The sequence below is a fragment of the Sphingomonas lenta genome (assembly GCF_002288825.1).
Taxonomy (GTDB): Bacteria; Pseudomonadota; Alphaproteobacteria; order Sphingomonadales; family Sphingomonadaceae; genus Sphingomonas; species Sphingomonas lenta.
The window spans coordinates 829,369-852,208 of sequence record NZ_NSLI01000003.1 but is presented as its reverse complement, the minus strand read 5'-3'; the positions used below and the strand labels follow the sequence as shown (position 1 = coordinate 852,208).

General features: G+C 71.1%; 24 protein-coding genes and 1 tRNA gene. 10 read left to right on the top strand and 15 right to left on the bottom strand.

The genetic code is table 11. The annotated features are described in order from the left end of the window. Window positions 1-78 precede the first annotated feature (78 nt). From CKY28_RS11340 to CKY28_RS11315, 6 genes are all read left to right on the top strand, one after another. Window positions 79-930, top strand: a complete 852-nt coding sequence (locus CKY28_RS11340) for a helix-turn-helix domain-containing protein (RefSeq protein ID WP_095998407.1) — start codon at window positions 79-81, stop codon at window positions 928-930. Window positions 931-1,041: 111 nt separating this feature from the next. Continuing rightward, a complete protein-coding gene (locus CKY28_RS11335) occupies window positions 1,042-1,500 on the top strand; it encodes a YybH family protein (RefSeq protein ID WP_176473060.1) in 459 nt (152 codons plus the stop codon). Window positions 1,501-1,513: 13 nt separating this feature from the next. Continuing rightward, a complete protein-coding gene (locus CKY28_RS11330) occupies window positions 1,514-2,752 on the top strand; it encodes a vanadium-dependent haloperoxidase (protein ID WP_095998405.1) in 1,239 nt (412 codons plus the stop codon). A gap of 68 nt (window positions 2,753-2,820) precedes the next feature. After that, entirely contained in the window at window positions 2,821-5,004 is a 2,184-nt protein-coding gene (locus tag CKY28_RS11325; RefSeq protein WP_141243916.1) for a TonB-dependent siderophore receptor, read from the top strand. 5 nt (window positions 5,005-5,009) lie between these two features. Beyond that, window positions 5,010-6,152, top strand: coding sequence for a PepSY-associated TM helix domain-containing protein (locus CKY28_RS11320; protein WP_245841791.1), 1,143 nt, complete (start codon window positions 5,010-5,012; stop codon window positions 6,150-6,152). A 3-nt stretch (window positions 6,153-6,155) separates the two neighbouring features. Continuing rightward, a complete protein-coding gene (locus CKY28_RS11315) occupies window positions 6,156-6,335 on the top strand; it encodes a hypothetical protein (RefSeq protein ID WP_095998403.1) in 180 nt (59 codons plus the stop codon). Here the strand turns inward: CKY28_RS11315 and CKY28_RS11310 are convergent. The 7 genes from CKY28_RS11310 to CKY28_RS11280 all read right to left on the bottom strand — a co-directional run bounded on the left by CKY28_RS11310 (window position 6,318) and on the right by CKY28_RS11280 (window position 10,423). Then, complete coding sequence (locus tag CKY28_RS11310; protein WP_095998402.1) at window positions 6,318-7,040, bottom strand: RES family NAD+ phosphorylase; 723 nt, start codon at window positions 7,038-7,040, stop codon at window positions 6,318-6,320. The two genes, CKY28_RS11315 and CKY28_RS11310, sit on opposite strands and share 18 nt — an antisense overlap. Then, a complete protein-coding gene (locus CKY28_RS11305; protein ID WP_095998401.1) occupies window positions 7,037-7,465 on the bottom strand; it encodes an MbcA/ParS/Xre antitoxin family protein in 429 nt (142 codons plus the stop codon). The genes CKY28_RS11310 and CKY28_RS11305 overlap by 4 nt, the downstream gene beginning before the upstream one ends. A 190-nt stretch (window positions 7,466-7,655) precedes the next feature. After that, window positions 7,656-7,732 (bottom strand) — tRNA-Arg (locus CKY28_RS11300). Between the two features lie 36 nt (window positions 7,733-7,768). Further along, window positions 7,769-8,158: a DUF6491 family protein gene (locus CKY28_RS11295; RefSeq protein WP_245841790.1), complete on the bottom strand. Its 390-nt coding sequence runs from the start codon at window positions 8,156-8,158 to the stop codon at window positions 7,769-7,771. Further along, a complete protein-coding gene (gene nth, locus CKY28_RS11290) occupies window positions 8,151-8,819 on the bottom strand; it encodes an endonuclease III (RefSeq protein WP_095998400.1) in 669 nt (222 codons plus the stop codon). The genes CKY28_RS11295 and nth overlap by 8 nt, the downstream gene beginning before the upstream one ends. After that, window positions 8,816-9,544, bottom strand: a complete 729-nt coding sequence (gene dapB / locus CKY28_RS11285; RefSeq protein WP_095998399.1) for a 4-hydroxy-tetrahydrodipicolinate reductase — start codon at window positions 9,542-9,544, stop codon at window positions 8,816-8,818. The genes nth and dapB overlap by 4 nt, the downstream gene beginning before the upstream one ends. Before the next feature lie 9 nt (window positions 9,545-9,553). Further along, window positions 9,554-10,423 carry a 3-hydroxybutyryl-CoA dehydrogenase gene (locus CKY28_RS11280; protein ID WP_095998398.1) on the bottom strand — a complete coding sequence of 290 codons (870 nt, stop codon included), beginning with the start codon at window positions 10,421-10,423 and terminating at the stop codon, window positions 9,554-9,556. 29 nt (window positions 10,424-10,452) lie between these two features. Between CKY28_RS11280 and CKY28_RS11275 the strand changes: the two genes are divergently transcribed. Continuing rightward, window positions 10,453-11,448, top strand: coding sequence for a DUF1176 domain-containing protein (locus CKY28_RS11275; protein ID WP_095998397.1), 996 nt, complete (start codon window positions 10,453-10,455; stop codon window positions 11,446-11,448). A 163-nt stretch (window positions 11,449-11,611) separates the two neighbouring features. Here CKY28_RS11275 and CKY28_RS11270 read toward each other — a convergent pair whose 3' ends face one another. From CKY28_RS11270 to gluQRS, 6 genes are all read right to left on the bottom strand, one after another. After that, complete coding sequence (locus tag CKY28_RS11270) at window positions 11,612-12,127, bottom strand: Rid family hydrolase (RefSeq protein WP_095998396.1); 516 nt, start codon at window positions 12,125-12,127, stop codon at window positions 11,612-11,614. A 15-nt stretch (window positions 12,128-12,142) separates the two neighbouring features. Beyond that, entirely contained in the window at window positions 12,143-13,075 is a 933-nt protein-coding gene (gene egtD / locus CKY28_RS11265) for an L-histidine N(alpha)-methyltransferase (protein ID WP_245841789.1), read from the bottom strand. After that, complete coding sequence (gene egtB / locus CKY28_RS11260; RefSeq protein WP_095998394.1) at window positions 13,072-14,328, bottom strand: ergothioneine biosynthesis protein EgtB; 1,257 nt, start codon at window positions 14,326-14,328, stop codon at window positions 13,072-13,074. The genes egtD and egtB overlap by 4 nt, the downstream gene beginning before the upstream one ends. A 182-nt stretch (window positions 14,329-14,510) precedes the next feature. Further along, window positions 14,511-15,071: a cob(I)yrinic acid a,c-diamide adenosyltransferase gene (locus tag CKY28_RS11255; RefSeq protein ID WP_095998393.1), complete on the bottom strand. Its 561-nt coding sequence runs from the start codon at window positions 15,069-15,071 to the stop codon at window positions 14,511-14,513. A 112-nt stretch (window positions 15,072-15,183) separates the two neighbouring features. Next, the gene (locus CKY28_RS11250; protein ID WP_095998392.1) at window positions 15,184-15,417 is read right to left on the bottom strand and encodes a twin transmembrane helix small protein; all 234 of its coding nucleotides are present in this window, start codon (window positions 15,415-15,417) and stop codon (window positions 15,184-15,186) included. Between the two features lie 11 nt (window positions 15,418-15,428). Continuing rightward, window positions 15,429-16,301 carry a tRNA glutamyl-Q(34) synthetase GluQRS gene (gene gluQRS, locus CKY28_RS11245; RefSeq protein WP_095998625.1) on the bottom strand — a complete coding sequence of 291 codons (873 nt, stop codon included), beginning with the start codon at window positions 16,299-16,301 and terminating at the stop codon, window positions 15,429-15,431. 118 nt (window positions 16,302-16,419) lie between these two features. On the opposite strand from gluQRS, the gene CKY28_RS11240 reads away from it, so the two are divergent. The 3 genes from CKY28_RS11240 to ppc all read left to right on the top strand — a co-directional run bounded on the left by CKY28_RS11240 (window position 16,420) and on the right by ppc (window position 20,191). Continuing rightward, window positions 16,420-16,986, top strand: a complete 567-nt coding sequence (locus CKY28_RS11240) for an HNH endonuclease (protein ID WP_095998391.1) — start codon at window positions 16,420-16,422, stop codon at window positions 16,984-16,986. Window positions 16,987-16,999: 13 nt separating this feature from the next. Beyond that, window positions 17,000-17,380, top strand: a complete 381-nt coding sequence (locus tag CKY28_RS11235; protein WP_095998390.1) for an EF-hand domain-containing protein — start codon at window positions 17,000-17,002, stop codon at window positions 17,378-17,380. 132 nt (window positions 17,381-17,512) lie between these two features. Beyond that, on the top strand, window positions 17,513-20,191 hold the full coding sequence (gene ppc / locus CKY28_RS11230; RefSeq protein ID WP_095998624.1) for a phosphoenolpyruvate carboxylase: 2,679 nt from the start codon (window positions 17,513-17,515) through the stop codon (window positions 20,189-20,191). Window positions 20,192-20,309: 118 nt separating this feature from the next. Here the strand turns inward: ppc and CKY28_RS11225 are convergent, their stop codons facing one another. Further along, window positions 20,310-20,705: an acyl-CoA thioesterase gene (locus CKY28_RS11225; RefSeq protein ID WP_095998623.1), complete on the bottom strand. Its 396-nt coding sequence runs from the start codon at window positions 20,703-20,705 to the stop codon at window positions 20,310-20,312. Then, window positions 20,702-22,765, bottom strand: a complete 2,064-nt coding sequence (locus CKY28_RS11220) for a S9 family peptidase (RefSeq protein ID WP_095998389.1) — start codon at window positions 22,763-22,765, stop codon at window positions 20,702-20,704. Before CKY28_RS11220 ends, CKY28_RS11225 begins: the two co-directional genes overlap by 4 nt. Window positions 22,766-22,840 lie beyond the last annotated feature (75 nt).

Genomic DNA, 22,840 nt, shown 5'->3' with positions numbered 1-22,840 from the left:
AAGGGGCCGGACCGGCCCTCTTCTCGCGACGGCGGCGATCGGGTAGAACGCGCGTCGCGATTAGGGGGAGATCGTCCGATGTTCCCGCAGCTCAGCTATTTCCCGCCCAGCCCCGCGCTCCGGGGTCTGGTCTCGCTCCACTACGTGTTCCGGTCCAACGCGCCCGTCTATACGGACCGACTGGGCGCGCTGCTGCCGCAGACGCAGCTGCTGCTGTCGGGGACGTGCACCTACCGCGTCGGCGACGGCCCGCCGCTGCCCGCGCCTGACGTAGCGCTGATCGGGCCCAGCAATGCGGCGGTGACGATCGAGGGGCGCGACCACCATGTGGTGCTCGGCACGGGGCTGCTGCCGGCCGGATGGGCGCTGCTGGCGCGCTTCGCCGCCGCCGAGATCGCGAACGACCGCGTGGAAGGCGGCGCGATCTGGGGCGACGGGCCGGCGGAGCGCTTCCTCGATGCGGCGCGGTCGGCACCCGACGATGCGAGACGCGCGGAGATCGCCGATGCGTTCCACCGCAGGCTGTTCGAGCGGGCGGCGCGCGCGGCGGACCCGCGCATCGCGGCGGTGGACCGCTGGCTGAGCGCGCCGGGCCGCCACGACATCGGCGCGTTGGCGGACGAGATCGGCCTGTCGCAGCGCCAGCTCGAACGGCTGACGGCGGCGACGCACGGGGCCGCGCCCGCGCAGCTCGCGCTCAAATACCGGACGCTGCGCGCGGCGGCGCGCATGGCGGTGGGCGACGCGCCCGACTGGATGGCTGCCGCGGGCGAGGACTACACCGACCAGGCGCACTTCATCCGTTGCTTCAACCGCTTCGTGGGCGCGACGCCCGGCGCGTTCCTGAAGGGCCGCGCGCCGCTGGCCCGCGGCGTCATCATGAGCCGCTGGGCGGCGGGCGTGCGCGAGCCCATCGCGCTGTGGAGCTGATCGCCGCCGCGGTATGGCGGATTTGAACAATACCGCGGGCCCGAGCGGGGCCAATCTCCGCGCCCGATGCCGCCACCGAGACGAGAGCCGACAAGTCTAGAGCGACGGCTGGTGCTCGCCGCCCCCGCGCTGCTGCTGGCCACGCGCACCGGGGCGGCGGAGCGGGACGGTGTGGAGCAGGCTGCCGCGGCGTGGCTCGCCGCGTTCAACGACCTCGACCTACCCCGCTTCCTCACCTTCTTCGCGGCCGACGCCAGCCTGTTCATGCCAGGTCCGGGGCAAGCGGGCGGGCGGCGCGTCGATCCGGCGCAGCTCCCTGCTACCTGGACCGCCGAGTTCGCGAAGCTGCGCGCCCGCTCGGCGAAGAGCAGCCCGCCTTATCTGACGATCGCGCCGCGCGACCTGCGCGTCGACAGGGTCGCCGACGGCGCGGCGCTGCTGACGTTCCACCTCGGCGAGGGCGCCTGGCCCGGCCGTCGCTCGGTCCTGTGGCGGCGCGACGCGCAGGGCTGGCGGATCGCGCACCTGCACGCGTCCAGGCTCGCCGACCCGGCCGGAGAACGACGATAAAAGGGAGGAAGGCATGAAGATCAGGATGATGGCGGCCGCCTTGGCGCTGGTAGCGGGATCGGCGCGGGCCGAGCCGGTGGGCGACTGGATGGAGGCGGCGTTCACGCACCTGCGCGAGGCGAACCGCGCGTCCACCCCCGGCGGGCAGCCAAACCGCTCGCCCGCGACCATGGCCGCGCCCGGCCGCGTCGCGGCGGCGATGTTCGAGGCGGCCAACGCCGCCGACCGGCGCTACCGCCCCTATTTCGGCATCGCGCCCGCGAGCGGCCCGGCGTCGCCGGAAGCGGCGGTGTCGGTCGCGGCGCACGGCGTGCTGGTGGCGGTGTTCCCCGATAAGAAGGCGCCGCTCGACGAGGCGCTCGCGTTCAACCTGTCGCGCATCGCCGACGGCCCCGCCAAGCTCGAAGGCGAGCGGATCGGGCGCGAGGCGGCCAAGGCGGCGCTGGCGCGCGTCGTGTTCGACCCTGCCGGTCCCTTCCCGCCCTATGTGCCGCCGACGACGTCGGGGCTGTACGACAGCACCACCGATCCAGGCCCGCCGCCCTGGGCGTTCGGCTACAAGCCCTGGCTGCTGCCCAGCCTGAAGACGGTGCAGCCTGCCCCGCCCCCGCCGCTCACCTCGGACGCGTACACGCGAAGCTATGAAGAAACGAAGCGCGTGGGCGCGAAGGACAGCACGGCGCGCACCCCCGCCCAGACCGCGACCGCGCGCTTCTGGATCGAGGCGGAGGACCCCGAACAGACGCTGCGCGCCGTGTTCGGTCGACCCGGACGGCGGCTGGTCGACAACGCCCGGCTGAACGCGCTCGTCCGGATGACGCAGATCGACGCCGTCATGGTGATCGACACGTCCAAGCTGGAGATCCTGCGCTGGCGGCCCGTCACCGCGATCCGGCTGGGCGAGAAGGACGGCAACCCCGCCACGCAAGGCGACCCCAATTGGGAGCCGCTGCTGCGCACGCCGATGTCGCCCGAATATCCGTGCGGCCATTGCACGGGCGCGTCCACCTTCGCGGCGCTGATGGAGGCGGAGCTGGGCGAGCGCACGGCGGACGCGCGCTTCGCGTCGTCGGCGATGCCGGGCGCGGGCATCGCCGGCATGCGCTGGGCCGATTACGCGCGCCAGGCGAGCGAGAGCCGCATCCTGGGCGGCGTCCATTTCCGCTACTCGGCGGAAGCCGGCGAGAAGCTCGGCCGCGACATCGCGCGCACCGCGAGAGCTAACTTCGCGCCGCCGCTCGGGCGTAAGTAGGACAAATCGTCCGAGCAGGCCCAGTCTGCTATTGCTAATCGTTCGCAGTCGCGCCAATGCGCGCGGCAATGAATGGAACCGAGCTCAGGGCGGGCGGCGCGCTCGCGATGGTGCTGGCGGCGGGTCTCCCCGCGGCGGCGCTCGCGCAGATGGACACGGTGCAGGCGGAGGGCTCCTCCGTCGAGACGGTGGAGACGGCCGACGGCGACGTGATCGTCCGCGCGCCGAACTACGTGCCCGAAGGCGGGCAGTCGGCGAACAAGACCGACATCCCGCTCATCGAAACGCCGCAGTCGGTGTCGGTCGTCACCCGCGACCAGATCGACCTCTTCACCTTCGTCGACGTGCAGCAGGCGGTGCGGTACACGGCGGGCGTATTCGGCGAGAATTACGGGCCGGACGCGCGGTACGACTTCTTCACGGTGCGCGGCTTCATCCCGCGCCAATATGTCGACGGGCTGCCCGCGCCCGCCTCGTCGTCGATCGCGTCGGTCGGCGTCGACCTGTACGGCTTCCAATCGCTCGACCTGCTGAAAGGCCCCGTGTCGACGCTCTACGGCAATGCGCCGCCGGGGGGCATCTATAACCTCGTCAGCCGCCGCGCCGAGTCGGAGTTGGGCGGCGAGCTGCGCGCGATCGCGGGCACCGACAGCTTCTACGAGCTGGCGGGCACCGTCACCGGCCCCGTGGCGGACGGCTGGGACGCGCGCGTCACCGGCCTGTATCGCGACCGCGACCTGATCGCGGACTCCACCAACACCAAGCGCGTGTACGTCGCGCCGACGGCGACGTGGCGGCTGGGCGCCGACACGACGCTGACCGGGCTCGGATACTACCAGTATGACAGCGGGCGCGGCGGGAACGGCGGCTTCCTGCCCGTGGCGGGCACGCTGCTCCCCAACCCGAACGGCGCGATCAGCCAGCGCACGAACTTGGCGGACCCGCGCAACCGCTTCACGCGCCGCCAGGGTTCGGGCGGGTTCGAGCTGACGCATCGGCTCGCGGAGGGCGTGCGCCTCGTGTCGAACACGCGCTGGAACGACTATCGCGAGCGCGCGCCGATCGGCGTGTACGTCACCGCGCTGGCCGAGGACGGGCGTACGGGCACGCAGTCGAACTTCACCTATGCGGAGGACGTGCGGAGCTTCGCGACCGACAACCGGCTGGACGCGACCTTCGCGACGGGGTTCGTCGGTCATACGCTGCTCGTCGGCGTCGACTACCGCACGGTCGACAACGAGGCGGCGTTCACCTTCGGGCCGGCGGGCACGCTGGACGTGTTCGACCCCGTCTACGCGACGCCGGGCGAGCAGCTCCAGCCGGGCTATCAGAGCCGCTTCAACGACCAGCGCCTGAAGCAGACCGGGATCTACGCGCAGGAGCAGCTGCGGCTCGGACCCTTGTCGCTCATCCTGGGCGGCCGCTACGACTGGGTCCGGAGCGACTATCTGACGCCCTTCCTCGCCGTGACCGCCCCCGCCGCCGAGACGCGCGTCGAGCAGGAGCGCTTCACCTACCGCCTCGGCGCGACATACGTCAGCGCGGACGGGATCGCGCCGTACGTCAGCTACTCGACCTCGTTCGAGCCGGTGCTGGGCAGCGACGCCGCCACGGGCCGCGCGTTCGAGCCGACCACGGGCGAGCAGTGGGAGGCGGGCGTCAAGTACGACGCGCGCAGCCTGTCGCCCGACATCCGCCTGTTCGCCACCGCCGCGCTGTTCCGGATCACCCAGGACGACGTCGTCCAGACCTCGCCGAGCACCGGCCCGGTGTTCGGGACGCAGACGGGCCGCGTCCGCATCCGTGGCGGCGAGGTGGAGCTGGTCGCGCGCATCCGCGAGCAGCTGTCGATCAACGCCGCCTACAGCTACAACGATCCGGAGATCCTGGAGAGCAACGTCGCCCAGGAGGTCGGCGTGGAGCTGGCCGTGACGCCGAAGCACAAAGCGTCGCTGTTCGTGAACTACAACGTCCAACGCGGCGCGCTCGCCGGGCTCGGCCTGGGACTCGGCGGCCGCTACACCAGCTCCAGCGCGGGGTCGCTGCCGGGGCCGTTCAACCCCGTCGTGTACCGGGGCGAGGCGGCGACGCTCGTCGACGCGATCGTCAGCTACGACGTGCCGGGCTGGCGCTTTTCGCTGAACGGGTCGAATATCCTCGATGAGCGCTACGTCGCGCGCGCGACGGGGCCGGTGGGCGCCTTCTACGGCGCGCCGCGGCAAGTGCTGTTCGCGGTCACGAAGCGGTTCTGACGACGGTGAGCAGGCGCGCGCTCACGGCCTGGTTCCTCGTCCACAAATGGACGAGCCTCGTCTGCACCGCGTTCCTGCTCATGCTCTGCGTCACGGGGCTGCCGCTCGTCTTCCACGACGAGATCGACGCGGCTTTCGCGCCCGAGCAGGCGCTGTCGCCGGTCCCGGAGGGCACGAAGCCGCTCGACCTCGACACGCTCCTCGCCCGCGCGCTCGCCGACCGGCTGGGCGAGGTGCCGCTCTACCTGAGCTTCGACACCGACCGGCCGGTCGTGAATGTCACCAGCGGCCCTACGCCGGACGCGCCCGAGCATCTGATGCGCTTTCAGTCGCTCGATGCACGCACGGGCGAGGCCCTGCCGCCGCACCCGCCGGGCGTCACGGACGTGCTGCTACAGATCCACAAGGACATGATGCTGGGCCTGCCCGCCGAGCTGTTCCTCGGTCTCATGGGCCTCTTGTTCGTCGCGGCGGTCGTGTCGGGCGTCGTGCTCTACGTGCCGTTCATGGCGCGGCTGCGCTTCGGCACCGTGCGGGCGGACAAGAGCGCGCGCGTCCGCCGGCTCGACCGGCACAACCTGTTCGGCGCCGCGACCGCGCTCTGGGCGGTGGTCGTCGCGCTGACGGGCTCGATCAACGCCGCCGTGATCCCGATCACCGAGGTGTGGAAGCGCGACCAGCTCGCCGCCATCGCGGGTGCCGCCTCGGGCGAGGCCGTTTCCGTGCGCCCCGGCTCCGTCCAAGCCGCGCTAGACGCCGCGATGCGCGCCGCACCCGGCATGCGGCCGCAGTTCATCGCCTTTCCGGGCGTCAGCTGGAGCAGCGACCGCCACGTCGCCGTGTTCCTGCAGGGCGCGACGCCGCTGACCGAAAAGCTGCTCACCCCCGCCTTCGTCGATGCGCGCGACGGGTCGCTCGACGCGGTCAGGCCCATGCCCTGGTACATGCAGGCGCTGCTGCTGGCACAGCCGCTCCACTTCGGCGACTATGCCGGGCTGCCGATGAAGCTGCTCTGGGCGCTGCTCGACGTCATGACGATCGTCGTCCTGTGGACGGGCCTGCGCCTCTGGTCCCGCCGCAACGCCGGCCCGGCAAGCGTGCGCGTGCGCGAGCTGCTCAAGGCGGGCGAGCTCGCCGAGGCGCACTGAGCGGTGTCGCGCCTCGAACGGCGCAGGACGGCGGGCCGCACGCTCCTGACCCCGACGCTGATCGCGGGCGGCACGGCGGTGGGCTTGGGCGCGGGGCTGCTCGGCGACGGCTGGGTCGACTGGCTCGCCTGGGCGGGGTTGGCAGCGCCCGTCGCGGTGCTGTCGCTACGCCGCCGCGGCTAGCGACACCCGGTACACCTCGCCGCTGCCCGCGTCACGGTACAGGTCCACGCGCTCGCCGTTCCAGTGATAGTCCAAGTGCCGGCCCTGGACGACGTTCGACACAAAATTCGGGAAGAACAGCCCGACGCACGTTCCGCCCGCATCGCGCACGCTAGGGTACACTACCCCTTCCGACCCGCCCGCCCGCAAGCTCGCCCCGAGCCGCTGCGGAACCGAGTAGTCGTCCGGATCGAGCGCCGCCGCGAACCCCGGCCCGCGCAGGTCGTGCAGCGGCGCGTCCACGTCGAGCAGCAGCTCGCGGAATTGCGACGTCCAGCCCGCCCGTTCGCGTGTCGCCGCCATGAAGCGGGCGTGGTGGTGCATCGTCTCGAGCAGCGCCGTCTCGAACCGCTCGGCCGCGTAGAGCACGCCGTAGCTCCCTGCGCCGAACCGGCTCGGCCGGTCGGGGCTGGCGTGCGTGAACGGCGCCATCAGGAACGTCGCGCCCGGCCCCGACATGCGGCGCGCGGGCGGCACCAGGTCGAGCGCGCCCAGCGTCTCCATCAGCCGGGGGTTGGTCTTCTGCTCCGCCGCGATCAGCAGCGGCCAGTCCTCCGGGTCCGCCACGTCCTCGAACAGGTCGATGGGCGGGTGCAGGCTCCGGATGATCCGCCGCGCCGCCCGCCACCGAACGGGCGCGACCGGCACGCCGGCCGGATCGATCACCAGCCGCCGCGCTCCGCGTCGAGGTAGCGCCGCACGCGCATGAGATCGGTCAGCTCGCCACCCAGCATCACGTCGAGCGCCGACCGCCCGCCGAACGCGTCGTTCCCGGCCTTAACCCAAGCATAGCCGCGCGCCGGGTCGCGGAAGATGATCCGCAGCGCCTTGTGGACGCCCATAAGGTTGGACAGCCGCGCCTTGCCGTCGCGCCCCATCCGCCCCGGCCCTTCCGCCTTCCACCGCGCGAACGTCCGCCGCGGCAGGTCGAGCATCACCGCCGCCTGCTCGTCCGTCACGCCCCAGAGCCGAAACAGGTTGAGGCACGCCCGAAACATCGCCGCCGCCTCCTCGTCGCTGATCGGTTCGGGCGAGAACGGCCGCGCCTCGCTGGCCACTTTGGTGAGCGTCGCTGCCGAGCTACTTGCCATATGGCACGACGTAGCTGTGCAATCTACAAATGGCAAGTTGCGGGACGCAGTGGTGGCAAAGCTGGCGTCAAATGAGGGAGGAGTCTTGTAGGAGCGCCGCGGCAAAGCCGCGTCGTCGGTCCTCGCGGTGCAAGGCCGGCCGCGCTTGCGCGGGTGGGGCGGCTCGGCCGCCCTCTCCCGCGCTGCGCGGTGGCGCACCCGACAGGATTCGAACCTGTGACCTCTGCCTTCGGAGGGCAGCGCTCTATCCAGCTGAGCTACGGGTGCGTGGAGTCCGCCGTTAGCAGGGCGCGACCGCGTAAGCTAGCGCCTTGTCGCGAGCGTCACCGGCTGGAACGGGGCCAAGCCGCAGCTCGCACCACGTTGCGGGGCGCCGCCCTGATAGAGCACGGTGATGATGTCCTGCGCGCAGAGCCGGTCGAGCGACGTCGCGTAGGTGAAGCGCTGCTCGAAGCCGAGCCCCGGGCAGCGCTGCGGCAGCGTCACGCGGTAGGTACGCCGGCCGGTGGTGACGAAGTCGATCACCTGGTCGGACCGCACGCGGCTCTCGCGGATCGAGCGGATCGGGATGCACTGCTCCGGCTCGCCCGCCGACGTGGCGGCGGGGATGCGGTCGGCGGCGGCGAGCCCGTCCGGCGCGGCGCTCGACCCGGCGCAGCCGGCGAGCAGGAGGAAGGGCAGGAGTTTACGCATCGGCGATGACCTCGGTCGCGCCCGGCGGCGGGGGCGTCTTGGGCTCGAACGCGCAGAGGTCGCGGACGATGCATCGCCAGCATTCGGGCTTGCGCGCCTTGCAGACGTAGCGGCCGTGCAGGATCAGCCAGTGGTGCGCGCCCAGTCGGAAAGGCTTGGGCGTCACCCGCTCCAGCGCGAGTTCGACGTGGAGCGGCGTCTTGCCGGGTGCCAAGCCCGTGCGGTTGCCGACGCGGAAGATGTGCGTGTCCACCGCGATCGTCTCCGCGCCGAACGCGCAGTTCATGACGACGTTGGCGGTCTTGCGCCCCACACCCGGAAGCCGTTCGAGCGCGTCGCGGTCCTGCGGCACCTCGCCGCCATACTCGTCGAGGAGCATTTGGCTGAGCAGGATGACGTTCTTCGCCTTGGAGTTGTAGAGCCCGATCGTCTTGATGAAGTCGCGCAACCGCTCTTCGCCGAGCTCGACCATCGCGGCGGGGTTGTCGGCCAATTCGAACAGCGGCCCCGTGGCCTTGTTGACCGACACGTCCGTCGCCTGCGCCGATAGCGCCACCGCGACGAGCAGCGTGTAGGGGTTGATCCAGCGCAGCTCCGTTTCCGGCGCGGGGTTCGCCTCGGCCAGGCGGCGATAGAACTCGAAGACCTGTTCTTCGGTCACAGGCCCAGCACGTCGCCCATGCGGTACCGACCCGGCGGCTGGTTCGCGAGCCACAGCGCCGCCCGCACCGCGCCTTTGGCGAAGATCACCCGATCCTCGCCGCGATGGCCGAGCTCGATCCGCTCGCCCTCGGTCGCGAAGATCACCTGGTGGTCGCCGATCACCGACCCGCCGCGCAAGGAGGCGAAGCCGATCGTGCCCTCCGTCCTGGCGCCCACCAGCCCCGCGCGCCCGTCGACGCGCACTTCGGACAGCTGCGTGTTGCGCCCGCCCGCCGCCGCTTCGCCGAGCAGCAGCGCGGTGCCGCTGGGCGCGTCGACCTTGTGGCGGTGGTGCATCTCGACGATCTCGATGTCCCAGTCGGGCCCGAGCCGCTCCGCCGCCTCGCGCACCAGGATGGAGAGCAAGGTCACGCCCAAGGACGTGTTCCCCGTTTGCAGCACCGCCACGTCGCGCGACGCCTCGTCGATCAGCTGGTGGTGCTTGGCGGAGAGCCCCGTCGTCCCGATCACGATCGGCGTCCCCGCCGCGCGCGCGGCCTCCAGATGCTCGGGCAGCGCGGACGGGATGGAGAAGTCGACCAGCACGTCCGCCTCGTGCGCCAGCGGGCGGCAGTCACCCTGCCGGTCCACGCCGCCCGCGAGCGTCGCGCCCGCGTCGCCGATCACGTCGGCGACCGTGCGCCCCATGCGCCCGAGCGAGCCGTAGATGCCGATGGAGGTCATGCGTCTCCTTTAGCGCGTAGGCACGGGATCGGGTCCCGAATAATCGTAGAAGCCGCGTCCCGTTTTGCGGCCGTACCAGCCGGCCTCGACGTATTTCACGAGCAGCGGCGCGGGCCGGAACTTGGGGTCGCCCGTCCCCTCGTGAAGCACGCGCGTGATCTCCAGACAGGTGTCGAGGCCGATGAAGTCCGCCAGCGTCAGCGGCCCCATCGGGTGGTTGAGCCCCAGCTGGCACGCGGCGTCGATGTCGGGGATCGTCGCCACGCCCTCGCCCAGCGCGAAGCACGCCTCATTGAGCATCGGCATCAGCACGCGGTTGACGATGAAGCCCGGCGCGTCGTTGGCGCGCACCACGCGCTTGCCGAGCGCCTGCGCGTACCTCTCGACCTTTGCGACGGTCTCGTCGGAGGTCGCCAGCCCGCGGATCAGCTCGATCAGCCCCATAACGGGCACGGGGTTGAAGAAGTGCACGCCGACGAAGCGCGCAGGGTCGGGCGAGGCTTGCGCCAGCCGCGTGATCGGGATGGACGAGGTGTTGGTCGCCAGCACTGCCTCCGGGCGGAGCACCGCGCCCACGTCGCGGAAGATCGCGCGCTTGATCTCCTCGCGCTCCGTCGCCGCCTCGATGACGATGTCGCACTCGGCCATCGCTGAGACCGCGCCCACCGGCTCGATCAGCGCGAGCGCCGCGTCGCGCGCTTGCCCCGTGATCTTCTCCTTCGACACCGCGCGGTCGAGCAGCTTGGCGATGCCTGCGCGGCCCGCTTCCGCGCGCTCGCGGCCCACGTCGGACAACAGCGTCCGGAACCCCGCCTGCGCCGACACCTGCGCGATCCCCGCGCCCATCTGTCCCGCCCCGATCACGCCGACCGTTTTCATCCAGCCCGTCCCGCTCTACGCTTCAAACCATGTTCCTCCTCGCCCTTGCCGCCCAAGCGATCCAACCGCAACCCGGCGAGCTGAAGACGTTCGGGGACTGGACGGTCGGCTGCGACAACGCCCGCGCGTGCCGCGCGGTGGCGCTGGTGCCGGACGGGGAGGACCGGGCCGAGTATCTCCTGCTCGTGATCGACCGCGAGGGCGCGCCGAACGCCCCGCCGGTGCTGAGCTTTACGACCGAGCGCGAGCTCGCCGCCCGCGACGTCACGCTCCGCGTCGACGGCGAGCGCGTGGGCCAGCTTACGGGCGACCCGCTGCCCTTCAACCGCGCGCTGGCCTCGGCGCTGGTGAACGGCGAGCGCGCCGCGGTCACCGACCTGCGCGGCCGCACGCTCGCCTCGGCGTCGCTTACCGGGCTGGCGGCGGCGTTCCTCTACATGGACGAGCGGCAGCGCCGGCTCGGCACGCAGGGCGCGCTGCGCCGGACGGGACCGAAGCCGGACGCCGCTGTGCCCGCGCCCCCGCCGCTCCCGCGCGTTGTGGAGCCCGCGCCCACGACCAAGCCGCCGCGCCGACTCGCCCCCGCGACGGCGGCGAAGCTGATCGGCCCTGACAACGCCACCTGCGAGTACGCGCAGGGCCGCGTCGAGCCCCAGGCCTTCCGTCTCGACGCGACCCACAGCCTCGCGCTGGTCACCCACCCCTGCGGCAACGGCGCGTACAACATCATGACCAGCGTCTACGTCCTCGACGAGCAGGGCCGCACGTCGCCCGCCCGCTTCGATTCCGTGCCCGGCTTCGAGGGCGGCGACGGCAACGTGCTCGTCAACGGCGACTGGGACCCGCGGACGCGCCGCCTGTCCGAGTTCCCGAAAGCGCGCGGCCTGGGCGACTGCGGCACGTCGTCGGACTACGCCTGGGACGGCGCGCGCTTCCGCCTCGTGCGCTCGGCCGCGATGGGCGAGTGCCGGGGGTCGATCGATTACATCGTGAACTGGCGCGCGGAGGTGGTTCCCGCCCGCTGAACCCCTAATTTCCTCCCCCGCTTCGTAGAAGCGGGGGAGGGGGACCGCGCCCGTAGGGCGTGGTGGAGGGGGTACAGCGCGATGCCGCATCCCGTTGTTCCCCCTCCACCAGCTACGCTGGTCCCCCTCCCCCGCTATAAGCGGGGGAGGAATTTAGTAGTGATCACCGCTTCTGCGGCACGTACGCGATCACCTGCACCTCGACGATCCCGCCCGGCGCGAGCAGCCCCGTCGTGCCCACCGCCGTCGCGGCGGCGTGGGGTGCCGGCATGAACTCGCTCTTGACCGCGTCGTACGCCTGGTACTGCTCCAGCCGCGTGCCCTTGAAGTCCGGCCCGTCCCAGACGTGGAAGCTGTTCACCATCACCACGTCCTCGAACCGCGCGCCCGACGCGGCGAGGATGCGGCGTAGCGCCTCGAAGCCGCGGCGCACCTGCAGCTTGAACGCGGCGGCATCGTTGCCCTCGCCGGGCGCGCGCCCGATCACCACGCCCGACACGTAGAGCCAGTCGCCCGCGCGCCGCGCGGGGGCGTAGTGGTACTCGTCATAGGCGCGTTCGGCCCCCGCACTCGGGATCACCACCTCGCCGCCGGGCGCGGGCACGCGCTTCGGGTAGGCCGCCGTCTGCGCCGCCGCCGGTCCGGCCAGCAGCAGCGCGGCCATCGCGATCGCCTTCATGTTCTTCCCCTCCGCTCAAGGCGCGGAGGGCACGGGACGAGCCTCCGCCAGGATCACCGAGAACCACCCGCGCGCGTCCTCCCACGCGCGGACCGGCTCCCAGCCGCCCGCGCGCAGCAGCAGCCGCGCGCTCTCGGGCGTGTATTTGTGGCTGTTCTCCGTGTGGATCGTCTCGCCCGCCGCGACGAAGAAGCGACGGCCGCCGACGGTGAAGCCCGCGTCGCGCACCGCCTCTAGGTGCATCTCGATCCGGGCGGCGTCCTCATTCCAGACCGCGCGATGGCGGAAGGCGTCGAGCGACACGTCCCCGTCCAGCTCACGGTTGATCCGCGCGAGGAGGTTCATGTTGAACGCCGCCGTCACGCCCTGCGCGTCGTCGTACGCCCGCACGAGCACGTCGCGATCCTTCACCCGGTCCGCGCCGATCAGCAGGAACGCGCCCTCCCCCAGCGACCCGCGCATCGCACGCAGCAGGTCGACCGCGCCCGCGGGCTCCAGATTGCCGATCGTCGAGCCGGGAAAGAAACCGAGCTTGGGCGCGCGCATTGCCGCGTCGGGCAATGTCAGCGGGCGCATGAAATCCGCCTCGAACGGCACCACGGACAGGTCCGGGAACTCGGCCGCGAGCGCCGCCGCCGCCTCGCGCAGGAAGTCGCCCGATATGTCGATCGGCACGTACGCCGCCGGCCGTACGCAGCGGAGGAGGATACGTGTCTTGGTCGCCGATCCCGCGCCGAACTCGACCACCGCACGGCCCGGTCCGACCAGTTCGGCCATCTCGTCGCACGCATGCTCCAGGATCGCCGTCTCGGTGCGCGTCGGGTAGTATTCGGGCAGCTGCGTGATCGCCTCGAACAGCTCGGATCCCTCGCGGTCGTAGAACCAGCGCGCCGGGATCGCGCGCGGCCGCGCCTCCAGCCCGGCGAGCACGTCGTCCAGAAAGCTCACAGATCGCGGGCCAGTCGGACGCCCGTGAACTGCCAGCGCTTCTCGGGCTGGAAGAAGTTGCGGTAGCTCGCCCGCAGGTGGCCGCGCGGGGTGACGCAGGATCCGCCGCGCAGCACGAACTGCCCGCTCATGAACTTGCCGTTATATTCGCCGACCGCGCCGTCCGCTGCGCGGAAGCCCGGATAGGGCCGGAACGCCGATCCGGTCCACTCCCACACGTCACCGAAGAAGGCCGGACCAGACGTGGAAGGCCGAGGCTCCACCGGCCCCGCACCGTCGAGCTGGTTGCCGCCCGCCGGATCATGCGCGGACGCAGCCGCCTCCCACTCCGCCTCGGTCGGCAGGCGCGCGCCGGCCCAGGTCGCGTATGCGTCCGCCTCGTAGAAGCTCACCCGCGTCACCGGCGCGGCGGGGTCGATCGGCCGCCGCCCGTCGAGCCCGAAGCGCGTCCACACCCCGCCCTGCTCCTCCCAGTAGAGCGGCGCCGCGACGCCCTCGCGCTGCGCCCAGGCCCAGCCGTCGCTCAGCCACAGCTCGGGGCGCGCGTAGCCGCCGTCGGCGATGAACTCGCACCACTCCCGGTTCGTCACCGTCCGGTCGGCGGTCGCGTGTGGCGCAAGCCAGACGACATGCCGCGGCCCCTCGCAGTCGAACGCGAAGCTCCCGCCGCCATGCCCGATCTCGACCGCGCCCTCGCGTCCCTCGATCCAGCCGGTCGGCCCCGGCATGGCGACGGGCACCTTGGGCTCGGGCGCCCACATGGCGGGCTCCAGCGGGTTCTGCGCGAACAGGTGCAGCGCGTCGGTAAGCAGCAGCTCCTGATGCTGCTGCTCATGGTTCATCCCCAGCTCGACCAGAGCCCGCGCTTCCGCATGCAACCCCGGCAGCGCATCGGCGAGCGCCGCGTCGACATGCGCACGATAAGCGAGCACTTGCGACAGCGACGGCCGCGTGATCATCCCCCGCGCCGCCCTGGCGTGCCGCGCGCCCTCCGCCTCGTAGTAGCTGTTGAACAGATAGGCGTAGGCCGGGTCGTAGGCGCGGTAGCCGGCCACATGGTCGCGCAGCACGAACGTCTCGAAGAACCAGCTCGTATGCGCCAGGTGCCATTTGGCGGGCGAGGCGTCCGGCATCGACTGCACGGTCGCGTCCGCGTCCGACAAGGGTGCGGCGAGCGCGACCGACAAGGCGCGAACGTTCGCGAACCCCGCCCGGAGCGCGTCGGTTTCGGCCGTCGCCTGAGTCGCCGTCATCCCCACCTCCGCTGCAGGAGGCTTAGCACGATGGGCTAACGAATGTTAGCTCGACCCCCACTCCACCCCTGCCGTCATGCTGAACTTGTTTCAGCATCCATGGCTGTACGGACGACTCAGGCTTGGTCGCGCGTACCACGCTGGACCCTGAAACAAGTTCAGGGTGACGGCGGGAGCGGGACTTAGCGCGACGCCCCCGGCCGCCAGAGTACGTCGCCCTCCGCCCCGTTCGCCGCCCGCGACGCCACGAACAGGTAGTCCGACAGCCGATTGAGGTACGCCAACGCCTGCGGGTTCGCATTCTCGCCCGTCGCGACGACGCTCCGCTCCGCGCGCCGCGTCACCGCCCGCGCTAGGTGCAGCGCCGCCGCTCCCGGCGTGCCGCCCGGCAGGATGAAGCTGGTCAGCGGCGGCAAATGCTCGTTCAACGCGTCGATCGCGCGCTCCAGACGCTCGACCTGGGCGGGTACGACGCGGAGCACCATCTCCGACGGCGCGAAGTCCTCGCCCGGCGTCGCCAGGTCCGCGCCGAGGTCGAACAGATCGTTCTGGATCACGCGCAGCTCGTCCGCGATCGCGTGACCGCCCAGCGCCACCACCGCGAGCCCGATCGCCGAGTTCGCCTCGTCCACGTCGCCGATCGCGGCCATGCGCACGTCGGCCTTGGACAGGCGCGACCCGTCGACCAGCCCCGTCTCTCCGGCGTCGCCGGTCCGGGTGTAGATCCTGTTGAGCTTGACCATCAGTTGTGGGCGGCACCGGCCCGCTCCCCCACCCGGCCACCCAGCCAGGCTACTCTGTGGGAGGCCGGGTGGGGGAGCGGGCCGGCGCCGCTGCGCGCGCGAGCGCGCACGATCACGAAGTACGGCCGTTGGCGAACAGGATCACGACCACCACCAGGATCGCAAGCGCCTGGAAGAAGATGCGCATCTGCATCGCGCGGTTCGACTTCAGCTGTGCGTCGGTCGGCCCGCCCTGCCCGCGCGCTTGGGCGTGGCTCTCCTGCAGGAAGGCGATGATGCCGCGCACCAGCGCCACGAGCGTCGCGATCATCGCCGCGACCAGTAGGATGACGAGGAACGTGTTCATGCGCGTGCCACCTATGCCGAAACCGGGGGAACGCCAACCGTCGCCGTCCCGTTCCGTAGATCGTTCGCCAGGTCGCGCCCGTTAACACCCGCCAGCCGCATGTCGCGCAACGACGGCGAGCCGTGCCGCTTGGCGAGCCTCTTCCCGTCCGCCCCCGTTAACAAGCTATGGTGGTGATAGCGCGGGGTCGGCAGCCCTAGCAACGCCTGCAGCAGCCGGTGGACGTGCGTCGCCTCGAACAGGTCCTCGCCGCGCACCACGTCGGTCACGCCCTGCGCGGCGTCGTCGATCGTGACGGCCAGGTGGTAGCTCGCCGGCGCGTCCTTGCGCGCGAGCACGACGTCGCCCTGGTCTTGCGGACGGGCGCGGACGAGACCGGCGCGCTCGTCCCACCAGTCCAGCGGCCCGGCGTCCGCGACCGCGCGCGCCATGTCGAGCCGCCATGCGTGAGCCAAGTGCATGCGCGGCTCCGGATCGACGCCGCGACAAATGCCGGGATAGACCGGCGCGCTCCCATGCGGCGCCGACAGCGCCTCCGCGATCTCGGCGCGCGTGCAGAAACACGGATAGACCAGCCCCCGCTCTTTCAGCCGCTCGAGCGCGTCCGCGTAGAGGTGCAGCCGCTGCGACTGGAACACCAGGGCGCCGTCCCATTCCAGCCCGAGCCACGCCAAGTCGTCGAGGATGTCCGCCACATGCTCCGGCCGGCTCCGCGTCCCGTCTATGTCCTCGATGCGGAGCAGGAAGTGCCCGCCCCGCGCCCGCGCATGGTCGTGCGCCAGCACCGCCGAGTATGCGTGGCCCAGGTGCAGCCGCCCCGTCGGGCTCGGCGCGAAGCGGGTCACGACCCCCACCTCCCCGACCCCTTGCGCCCTGTCACCCATGTTATCCACCACCGCTTGTGGCAACCGTTCCGCTTGACCGGTCGTTACGCCTGCTGTCATCAAGGCGTCACCGCGCCCCGGCAAAGGCGGGGCCACAGCGTCGCTTGAGGGAGGGCCCGTGTTTCACCCCGACCTGATCCGTCACCCGGACTCATGTCCCGCGCTCGTGCTCAATGCCGATTACACTCCGCTGTCCTATTACCCCTTGAGCCTGTGGCCGTGGCAGACGGCGGTCAAGGCGGTGTTCCTCGACCGCGTCGACATCGTCGCCCATTACGAGCGCGAGGTGCACAGCCCCAACACCGCGTTCAAGCTGCCCTCCGTCATCGCGCTCAAGCAGTTCGTGAAGCCGTCGCAGTTCCCGGCCTTCACGCGCTTCAACCTGTTCCTGCGCGACCGCTTCGCCTGCCAATATTGCGGCGTCGGAAAGGATCTGACGTTCGACCACGTCATCCCCCGCGCGCAAGGCGGCCGCACGACGTGGGAGAACGTCGTGACCGCCTGCGCGCCCTGCAACCTCAAAAAGGGCGGCCGCACCCCGCGCCAGGCGCATATGCCGCTCCACATCGCGCCCATCCGCCCCACATCCTGGCATCTGCAAGAGCACGGCCGCTCCTTCCCCCCTAACTATCTCCACGACACGTGGCACGATTGGCTATACTGGGACGTCGAACTGGAAGCTTGAGCGGGGCTGGCGCATGCGGTTGATCGTGCTGGGACTGGTCGCGGCGTGCTTGAGCGGCTGCGGCGACGGCGGCGGGAGCAGCGTCGACACCAGCACCGCACCTGCGGGCTTCGTGCCGCCCGCGGTGATGTCGCGCCTCGACTGGGGCGGCCAGCAGGAACGCCGCTTCAACGAGCTGGACCGCAACGCCGACGGCAAGCTGACGCCCGACGAGTTCCCCCGCGCCAACTCGCGCATCCAGCGCGCCGACGCCAACGGCGACGGCGAGGTGACCAAGGGCGAGTTCAGCGACGCCACCATCGCGCGCTTCGACCGCATGGACCTGAACAAGGACGGCACCGTCACCTCCGAGGAGCAGGAGACGACGCGGAACGGCACGCTGGCGCCGGACTGAGGCGCTCTTTTTCCACCCGTGCCGGGCTTATCGGCGCACCGCCCTTCTCTTTACCGGCCGTAAGAAGAACAACCTTCCGGCGAGCCCGGAGCGGGCAGTAGGGTGAGTGGCCTGTCAGCGGAGCCTATGCCGATGCCCACCCCGCCCCCGGTCGCGAACAACCCCGACATCCGATACCTGGGCGCGCAGCTCGGGGACGTGATCCGGGCCTATGGCGGGGCGAAGCTGTTCGAGGCGACGGAGCGCATCCGCCGCGCCTCCGTCGAGCGGCATCGTGAGGGTCGGGGCGACGGGTCCGGCGACGATGCGCTCGACCTGCAGCTCGGCGGGCTCGACCTGGACGAGACGCTCAGCTTCGTCCGCGGCTTCATGCTCTTCTCCATGCTCGCCAACCTGGCCGAGGACCGGCAGGGCATACAGACCGAGAGCGCCGACCTGGCCTCCGCGCTGCATACGCTGGAGGAAGCGGGCGTCGACCGCGGACAGGTGGAGGCGCTGCTCGCCCGCGCGCTCGTCGTGCCCGTGCTCACCGCGCACCCGACCGAGGTCCGGCGCAAGAGCATGATCGACCATCGCAACCACATAGCCACGCTGATGGCGATGCGCGACCGCGGCCTGACGGAGACGCCCGACGGCGACCTGATCGACGAGGCCGTCGCCCGCCAAATCGCGCTGCTCTGGCGGACCCGGGTGCTCCGCCGCGAGCGGCTGGGCGTCGCCGACGAGGTGGAGACCGCGCTCTCCTACCTGCGCGACGTGTTCCTGCCCGTGCTGCCCATGCTGCACCAGCGCTGGAGCCGTGCGCTGGGCGCGCGCGCGCCGTCGTTCCTCAAGCCCGGCAACTGGATCGGCGGCGACCGCGACGGCAACCCCTTCGTCGACGCCCAATCGCTCCGCCACACGCTGTCGCGCGCGTGCGAGACGGTGCTCCAATTCTACCTGGACGCCGTGCACGCGCTCGGCGCCGAGCTCTCCATCTCCGCCGAGCACGCGCCCGTGCCCGACGCCGTCCGGCAGCTCGCCGACCGCTCAGGCGACGACGCCGCGAGCCGCGCCGACGAGCCTTACCGCCGCGCGCTGTCGGGCATCCATGCGCGCCTCGCCGCTACGCACCTGAAGCACACGGGCAAGCCCGCGCCGCGCCCAGGTCGCCTGGCGGGCGAGCCCTATCCGGACCCCGCGAGCCTGCGCGCCGACCTCGTCACGCTCGCGCGCGGCCTCGCGGAAGGCGACGGCACGCTCGCGTCGGACGGCGCGCTCGGCCGCCTGATCCGTGGCGTGGAGCTGTTCGGCTTCCACCTCGCCGCGCTCGACCTGCGCCAGAACTCGGCGGTGCACGAGCGCGTCGTCGCCGAGCTGCTGCGCGTCGCCGGCGTCGAGGCCGATTACGCCGCGCTCCCCGAGGACGCCCGCGTCGCGCTCCTCCGCCGCGAGCTCGCCGGCCCCCGCCCGCTCGTCAGCCGCTACGCCGCCTATTCGGACGAGACCGCGTCCGAGCTCGCGATCATGGCCGCCGCCGCGGAGGCGCACGCGACCTACGGTCCTCAGGCGATCACCACCTATATCGTATCGATGGGCAAGTCCGTCTCCGACCTGCTCGAAGTGCATCTGCTGCTCAAGGAGGTCGGCCTCTACCGGCCCGGCGACCCGCCCGAGGCCGCGATCATGGCCGTGCCGCTGTTCGAGACGATCGAGGACCTGCAGGCCGCGCCCGCCGTCATGCGCGACTGGCTCCGGCTGCCCGAGGTCGCCGCCGTCGCCCGCGCGCGCGGGCACCAAGAGGTGATGATCGGCTATTCGGATTCGAACAAGGACGGCGGCTATCTCACCTCGACGTGGAACCTGTCCAAGGCGTCGTCGGCGCTCGCGCCCGTGTTCGAGGAGGCGGGCGTCGCCATGCAGCTCTTCCACGGCCGCGGGGGTGCGGTCGGGCGCGGCGGCGGGTCGAGCTTCGCCGCGATCCGCGCCCAGCCGCCCGGCACCGTCCAGGGCCGCATCCGCATCACCGAGCAGGGCGAGGTCATCGCCGGCAAATACGGCACGCGCGAGAGCGCCGTCACCAACCTCGAAGCGATGGCGTCGGCGACTTTGCTCGCCAGCCTGGAGCCGCCGCGCTTGTCCAACGCGGAGAACGGGAGCTTCTCGGCGGCGATGGAGGCGCTCTCGGAGGCCGCGTTCCGCGCCTATCGCGACCTCGTCTACGGCACGGACGGGTTCCGCGCCTTTTTCCGACAGATGACGCCGATCTCCGAGATCGCGAACCTCAAGATCGGCTCGCGCCCCGCCAGCCGCACCAAGTCGGACCGCATCGAAGACCTGCGCGCCATTCCCTGGGTTTTCTCTTGGTCCCAGGCGCGCGTAATGCTCCCCGGCTGGTACGGCGTCGGCTCCGCGTTGGAGGCGGGCGACCCCGCGCTCGTCGCCGACATGGCGGAAGGCTGGCCGCTCTTCGCCGCGACGCTCGCCAACATGGAGATGGTGCTGGCCAAGTCGGACATGGACGTGGCGGCGCGCTACGCCGGGCTCGTCGACGACGGAGCCCTGCGTGAGCGCGTCTTCGGCCGCATCCGCTCGGAGTGGGACCGCACCCACGACGCGCTCCTCCGCGCGACGGGCCAGTCGCGCCTCCTGGAGAAGAGCGGGAAGCTCGACGCCAGCATTCGCCTACGCCTGCCCTATATCGAGCCGCTCAACCTCCTCCAGATCGAACTCCTGAAACGCCACCGCGCGGGCGAGACCGACGAGCGGATCGGCGAGGGCATCCTGCTCTCCATCAACGCGATCGCGACGGCGCTCCGCAACAGCGGCTGAACTCCGGAACCCTCCCCCGCTTACGGCGGGGGAGGTGGCGCGCGTAGCGCGACGGAGGGGGAGCGGGTTGATGCCGTATCCCGTTGCTCCCCCTTCACCGCGCCCTGCGGGGGAGGACTCAATTGATAAAAGCCTCCGCCACCTCCGGCCGTACCCGCTGGAGCCGCCCCGTCGCCCGGTCCAGCATCGCCCAGGTCGTCACCGCCTCGACCTTCACCCGTCCGTCCGCACCCGTAAACCGCACATGTCGATCGAACCGCGCGCCCTTGGGCTGGTCCGCGACCCAGGTCTCGCCCGTCACCGTCTCGCCCGGCCCGACATTGCCGCGATAGTCCACCTCGTGCCGCGTCACGACCCAGAAATACGCCACCTGATGCTCCGCCGGGGCGACCGCCTCCCAGTGCGCGACTGCGATTTCCTGCACCCAGCGCACCCACACCGCGTTGTTGACGTGGCCGAGCTCGTCGATGTCGTCCGCCGCGGCGGTGAACTGGCGAGTGAAGCGGGTGCTCAGGGCTCCACCCCCATTTGCGTCAGCACGAAGGCGTGCTCCTCCGCCGCCTCGCGCAAGCTCTCGAACCGCCCCGACTTGCCGCCATGGCCCGCGCCCATGTTGGTCTTGAGCACGAGCAGATTCGCGTCCGTCTTCGTGGCCCGCAGCTTGGCCGCCCACTTCGCCGGCTCCCAGTAGGTCACGCGCGGGTCGTTGAGCCCGCCCGAGATGAACATCGGCGGATAATCCTGCGCCTTCACGTTGAAGTACGGATCATACTCCCTGATCAGCTCGAACGCCGCCGCGTCCTCGATCGGGTTCCCCCATTCCGGCCACTCGCCCGGCGTCAGCGGCAGCGTCGCGTCGAGCATCGTGTTGAGCACGTCCACGAACGGCACGTCGGCGATCATCGCGCCCCACAGCTCGGGTGCCATGTTCGCGACCACGCCCATCAGCTCGCCGCCCGCCGAGCGCCCCGCGGTCGCGATCCCGCCCGGCTTCGTCCAGCCCTGCTCGATCAGCCCGCGCGCCACGTCCACGAAGTCGTTGAACGTGTTCCACCGCTTCTCGAGCTTGCCGTCGAGGTACCAGCGCTGCCCCAGATCGTCCCCGCCCCGGATATGCGCGATGGCATAGGCGAAGCCGCGGTCGAGCAAGCTCAGCCGCCCCGTCGAGAAGCTCGGCGGGATGGCGTAGCCGTACGCCCCGTACGCGTAGAGGAACAGCTTGCCCGACCCGTCACGCGGGAGATCGTGCGGGTACACGATCGAGACCGGCACCTCCGTCCCGTCGCGCGCCGCGATCTTCAGCCGCTCGGTCCGGTACTTCCCCGCGTCGTACCCCGACGGGATCTCCTGGACCTTGCGCACCTCCAGCTCGCCCGTCGCGACGTCGTAGTCGTATACGGTGCCCGGCGTGACCATCGACTCGTAGCCGAGCCGCAGCTTCTCGACATGGTATTCCGGGTTGTCGCCCAGCCCCGCCGCGTAGCTCGGCTCGGGAAACACGATCCGCTTCGGGGCGATGCTTTGGTCGTACTGGTGGATCAGGATCTGATCGAGCCCGTCCTCGCGCCCCTCCACCACGAAGAAGTCGCGGTAGCACTCGACGCCCGTCATGTAGAAATGCGGGTCGGGCGCGATCAGCTCGCTCCACTCGCCGGGCCGCTCGACCGGAGCGGTGCAGAGCCGGAACTGCGGGTCGGTGTCGTTGGTGTGGATGAAGAGCAGGCCGTCATGCTCGTCCACGTCATACTCGCGCCCCGGCTTGCGCGGGCTGACCATGATAGGCTCGGCGAGCGGGTCAGCCGCCGGCAGCAGCCGCACCTCGCTCGTCACATGGTCGCCCGTCGCGATGACGAGCCACTTGCGCGAGCTCGTCTCCGACACGCCCACGCGGAAGCCCTCGTCCGCCTCGTGGTAGAGCACGACATCGTCCTCGACCGGCATGCCGAGCCTGTGGAAACGCGCGTTGTCGGTCCGCCACTGCTCGTTCGCCAGCCCGTATAGGAATCCGCTGTCGTCCGCCGTCCAGACGATCTCCGACAGCATGCCCGGGATCACCTCGGGCAGGTGCTCGCCCGTCTCCAGGTCCTTGACGCGCACCTCGAACCGCTCGGCCCCGCTGTCGTCGATCGCGTAGGCGAGGAGCTTACCGCTGTTCGACGCCGCGATCGCGCCCAGGCGGAAATACTCCTTGCCCTCGGCCAACGCGGGCTCGTCGAGGATCAGCTGGTCCTCGCCCCCGTCGACGTGGCGGCGCCACCACTTCCGGTACTGCCCGCCCGTCTCGAACGCGGTCCAGTAGAGCCAGTCGCCGTCCTTCTGGGGAACGCTCGCGTCGTCCTCCTTGATGCGGCCCTTCATCTCTTCGTAGAGCCGATCCACCAGCCCTTTGTGCGGCGCCATCACTGCCTCGAAATAGGCGTTCTCTGCTTCGAGATAGGCGAGGACGTCCGGGTCGTTCACCTCCGGATAGCTCGGGTCCTTGAGCCAGTGGTACGGGTCCTCGAGCGTGCGCCCGTGAAGGGTGAAGCTGTGCGGCCGCCGCTCGGCGACGGGAGGCTGGGGAAGATCGCTCATGCCCCGCGCTCATAGCGGCGGTCGGGCGCATGTCGATGGTGCGGACCGGGGCGGACGGCGGCCGCCCGCCCCGGC

Bases quoted from the DNA above. Each gene is read 5' to 3' on its own strand.
- CKY28_RS11340 (WP_095998407.1), top strand. From the start codon at position 79: ATGTTCCCGCAGCTCAGCTATTTCCCGCCCAGCCCCGCGCTCCGGGGT.
- CKY28_RS11330 (WP_095998405.1), top strand. From the start codon at position 1,514: ATGAAGATCAGGATGATGGCGGCCGCCTTGGCGCTGGTAGCGGGATCG.
- CKY28_RS11325 (WP_141243916.1), top strand. From the start codon at position 2,821: ATGAATGGAACCGAGCTCAGGGCGGGCGGCGCGCTCGCGATGGTGCTG.
- CKY28_RS11305 (WP_095998401.1), bottom strand. From the start codon at position 7,465: ATGGCAAGTAGCTCGGCAGCGACGCTCACCAAAGTGGCCAGCGAGGCG.
- CKY28_RS11295 (WP_245841790.1), bottom strand. From the start codon at position 8,158: ATGCGTAAACTCCTGCCCTTCCTCCTGCTCGCCGGCTGCGCCGGGTCG.
- dapB (WP_095998399.1), bottom strand. From the start codon at position 9,544: ATGACCTCCATCGGCATCTACGGCTCGCTCGGGCGCATGGGGCGCACG.
- CKY28_RS11280 (WP_095998398.1), bottom strand. From the start codon at position 10,423: ATGAAAACGGTCGGCGTGATCGGGGCGGGACAGATGGGCGCGGGGATC.
- CKY28_RS11275 (WP_095998397.1), top strand. From the start codon at position 10,453: ATGTTCCTCCTCGCCCTTGCCGCCCAAGCGATCCAACCGCAACCCGGC.
- CKY28_RS11270 (WP_095998396.1), bottom strand. From the start codon at position 12,127: ATGAAGGCGATCGCGATGGCCGCGCTGCTGCTGGCCGGACCGGCGGCG.
- egtB (WP_095998394.1), bottom strand. From the start codon at position 14,328: ATGACGGCGACTCAGGCGACGGCCGAAACCGACGCGCTCCGGGCGGGG.
- CKY28_RS11255 (WP_095998393.1), bottom strand. From the start codon at position 15,071: ATGGTCAAGCTCAACAGGATCTACACCCGGACCGGCGACGCCGGAGAG.
- CKY28_RS11250 (WP_095998392.1), bottom strand. From the start codon at position 15,417: ATGAACACGTTCCTCGTCATCCTACTGGTCGCGGCGATGATCGCGACG.
- gluQRS (WP_095998625.1), bottom strand. From the start codon at position 16,301: ATGGGTGACAGGGCGCAAGGGGTCGGGGAGGTGGGGGTCGTGACCCGC.
- CKY28_RS11235 (WP_095998390.1), top strand. From the start codon at position 17,000: ATGCGGTTGATCGTGCTGGGACTGGTCGCGGCGTGCTTGAGCGGCTGC.
- ppc (WP_095998624.1), top strand. From the start codon at position 17,513: ATGCCCACCCCGCCCCCGGTCGCGAACAACCCCGACATCCGATACCTG.
- CKY28_RS11220 (WP_095998389.1), bottom strand. From the start codon at position 22,765: ATGAGCGATCTTCCCCAGCCTCCCGTCGCCGAGCGGCGGCCGCACAGC.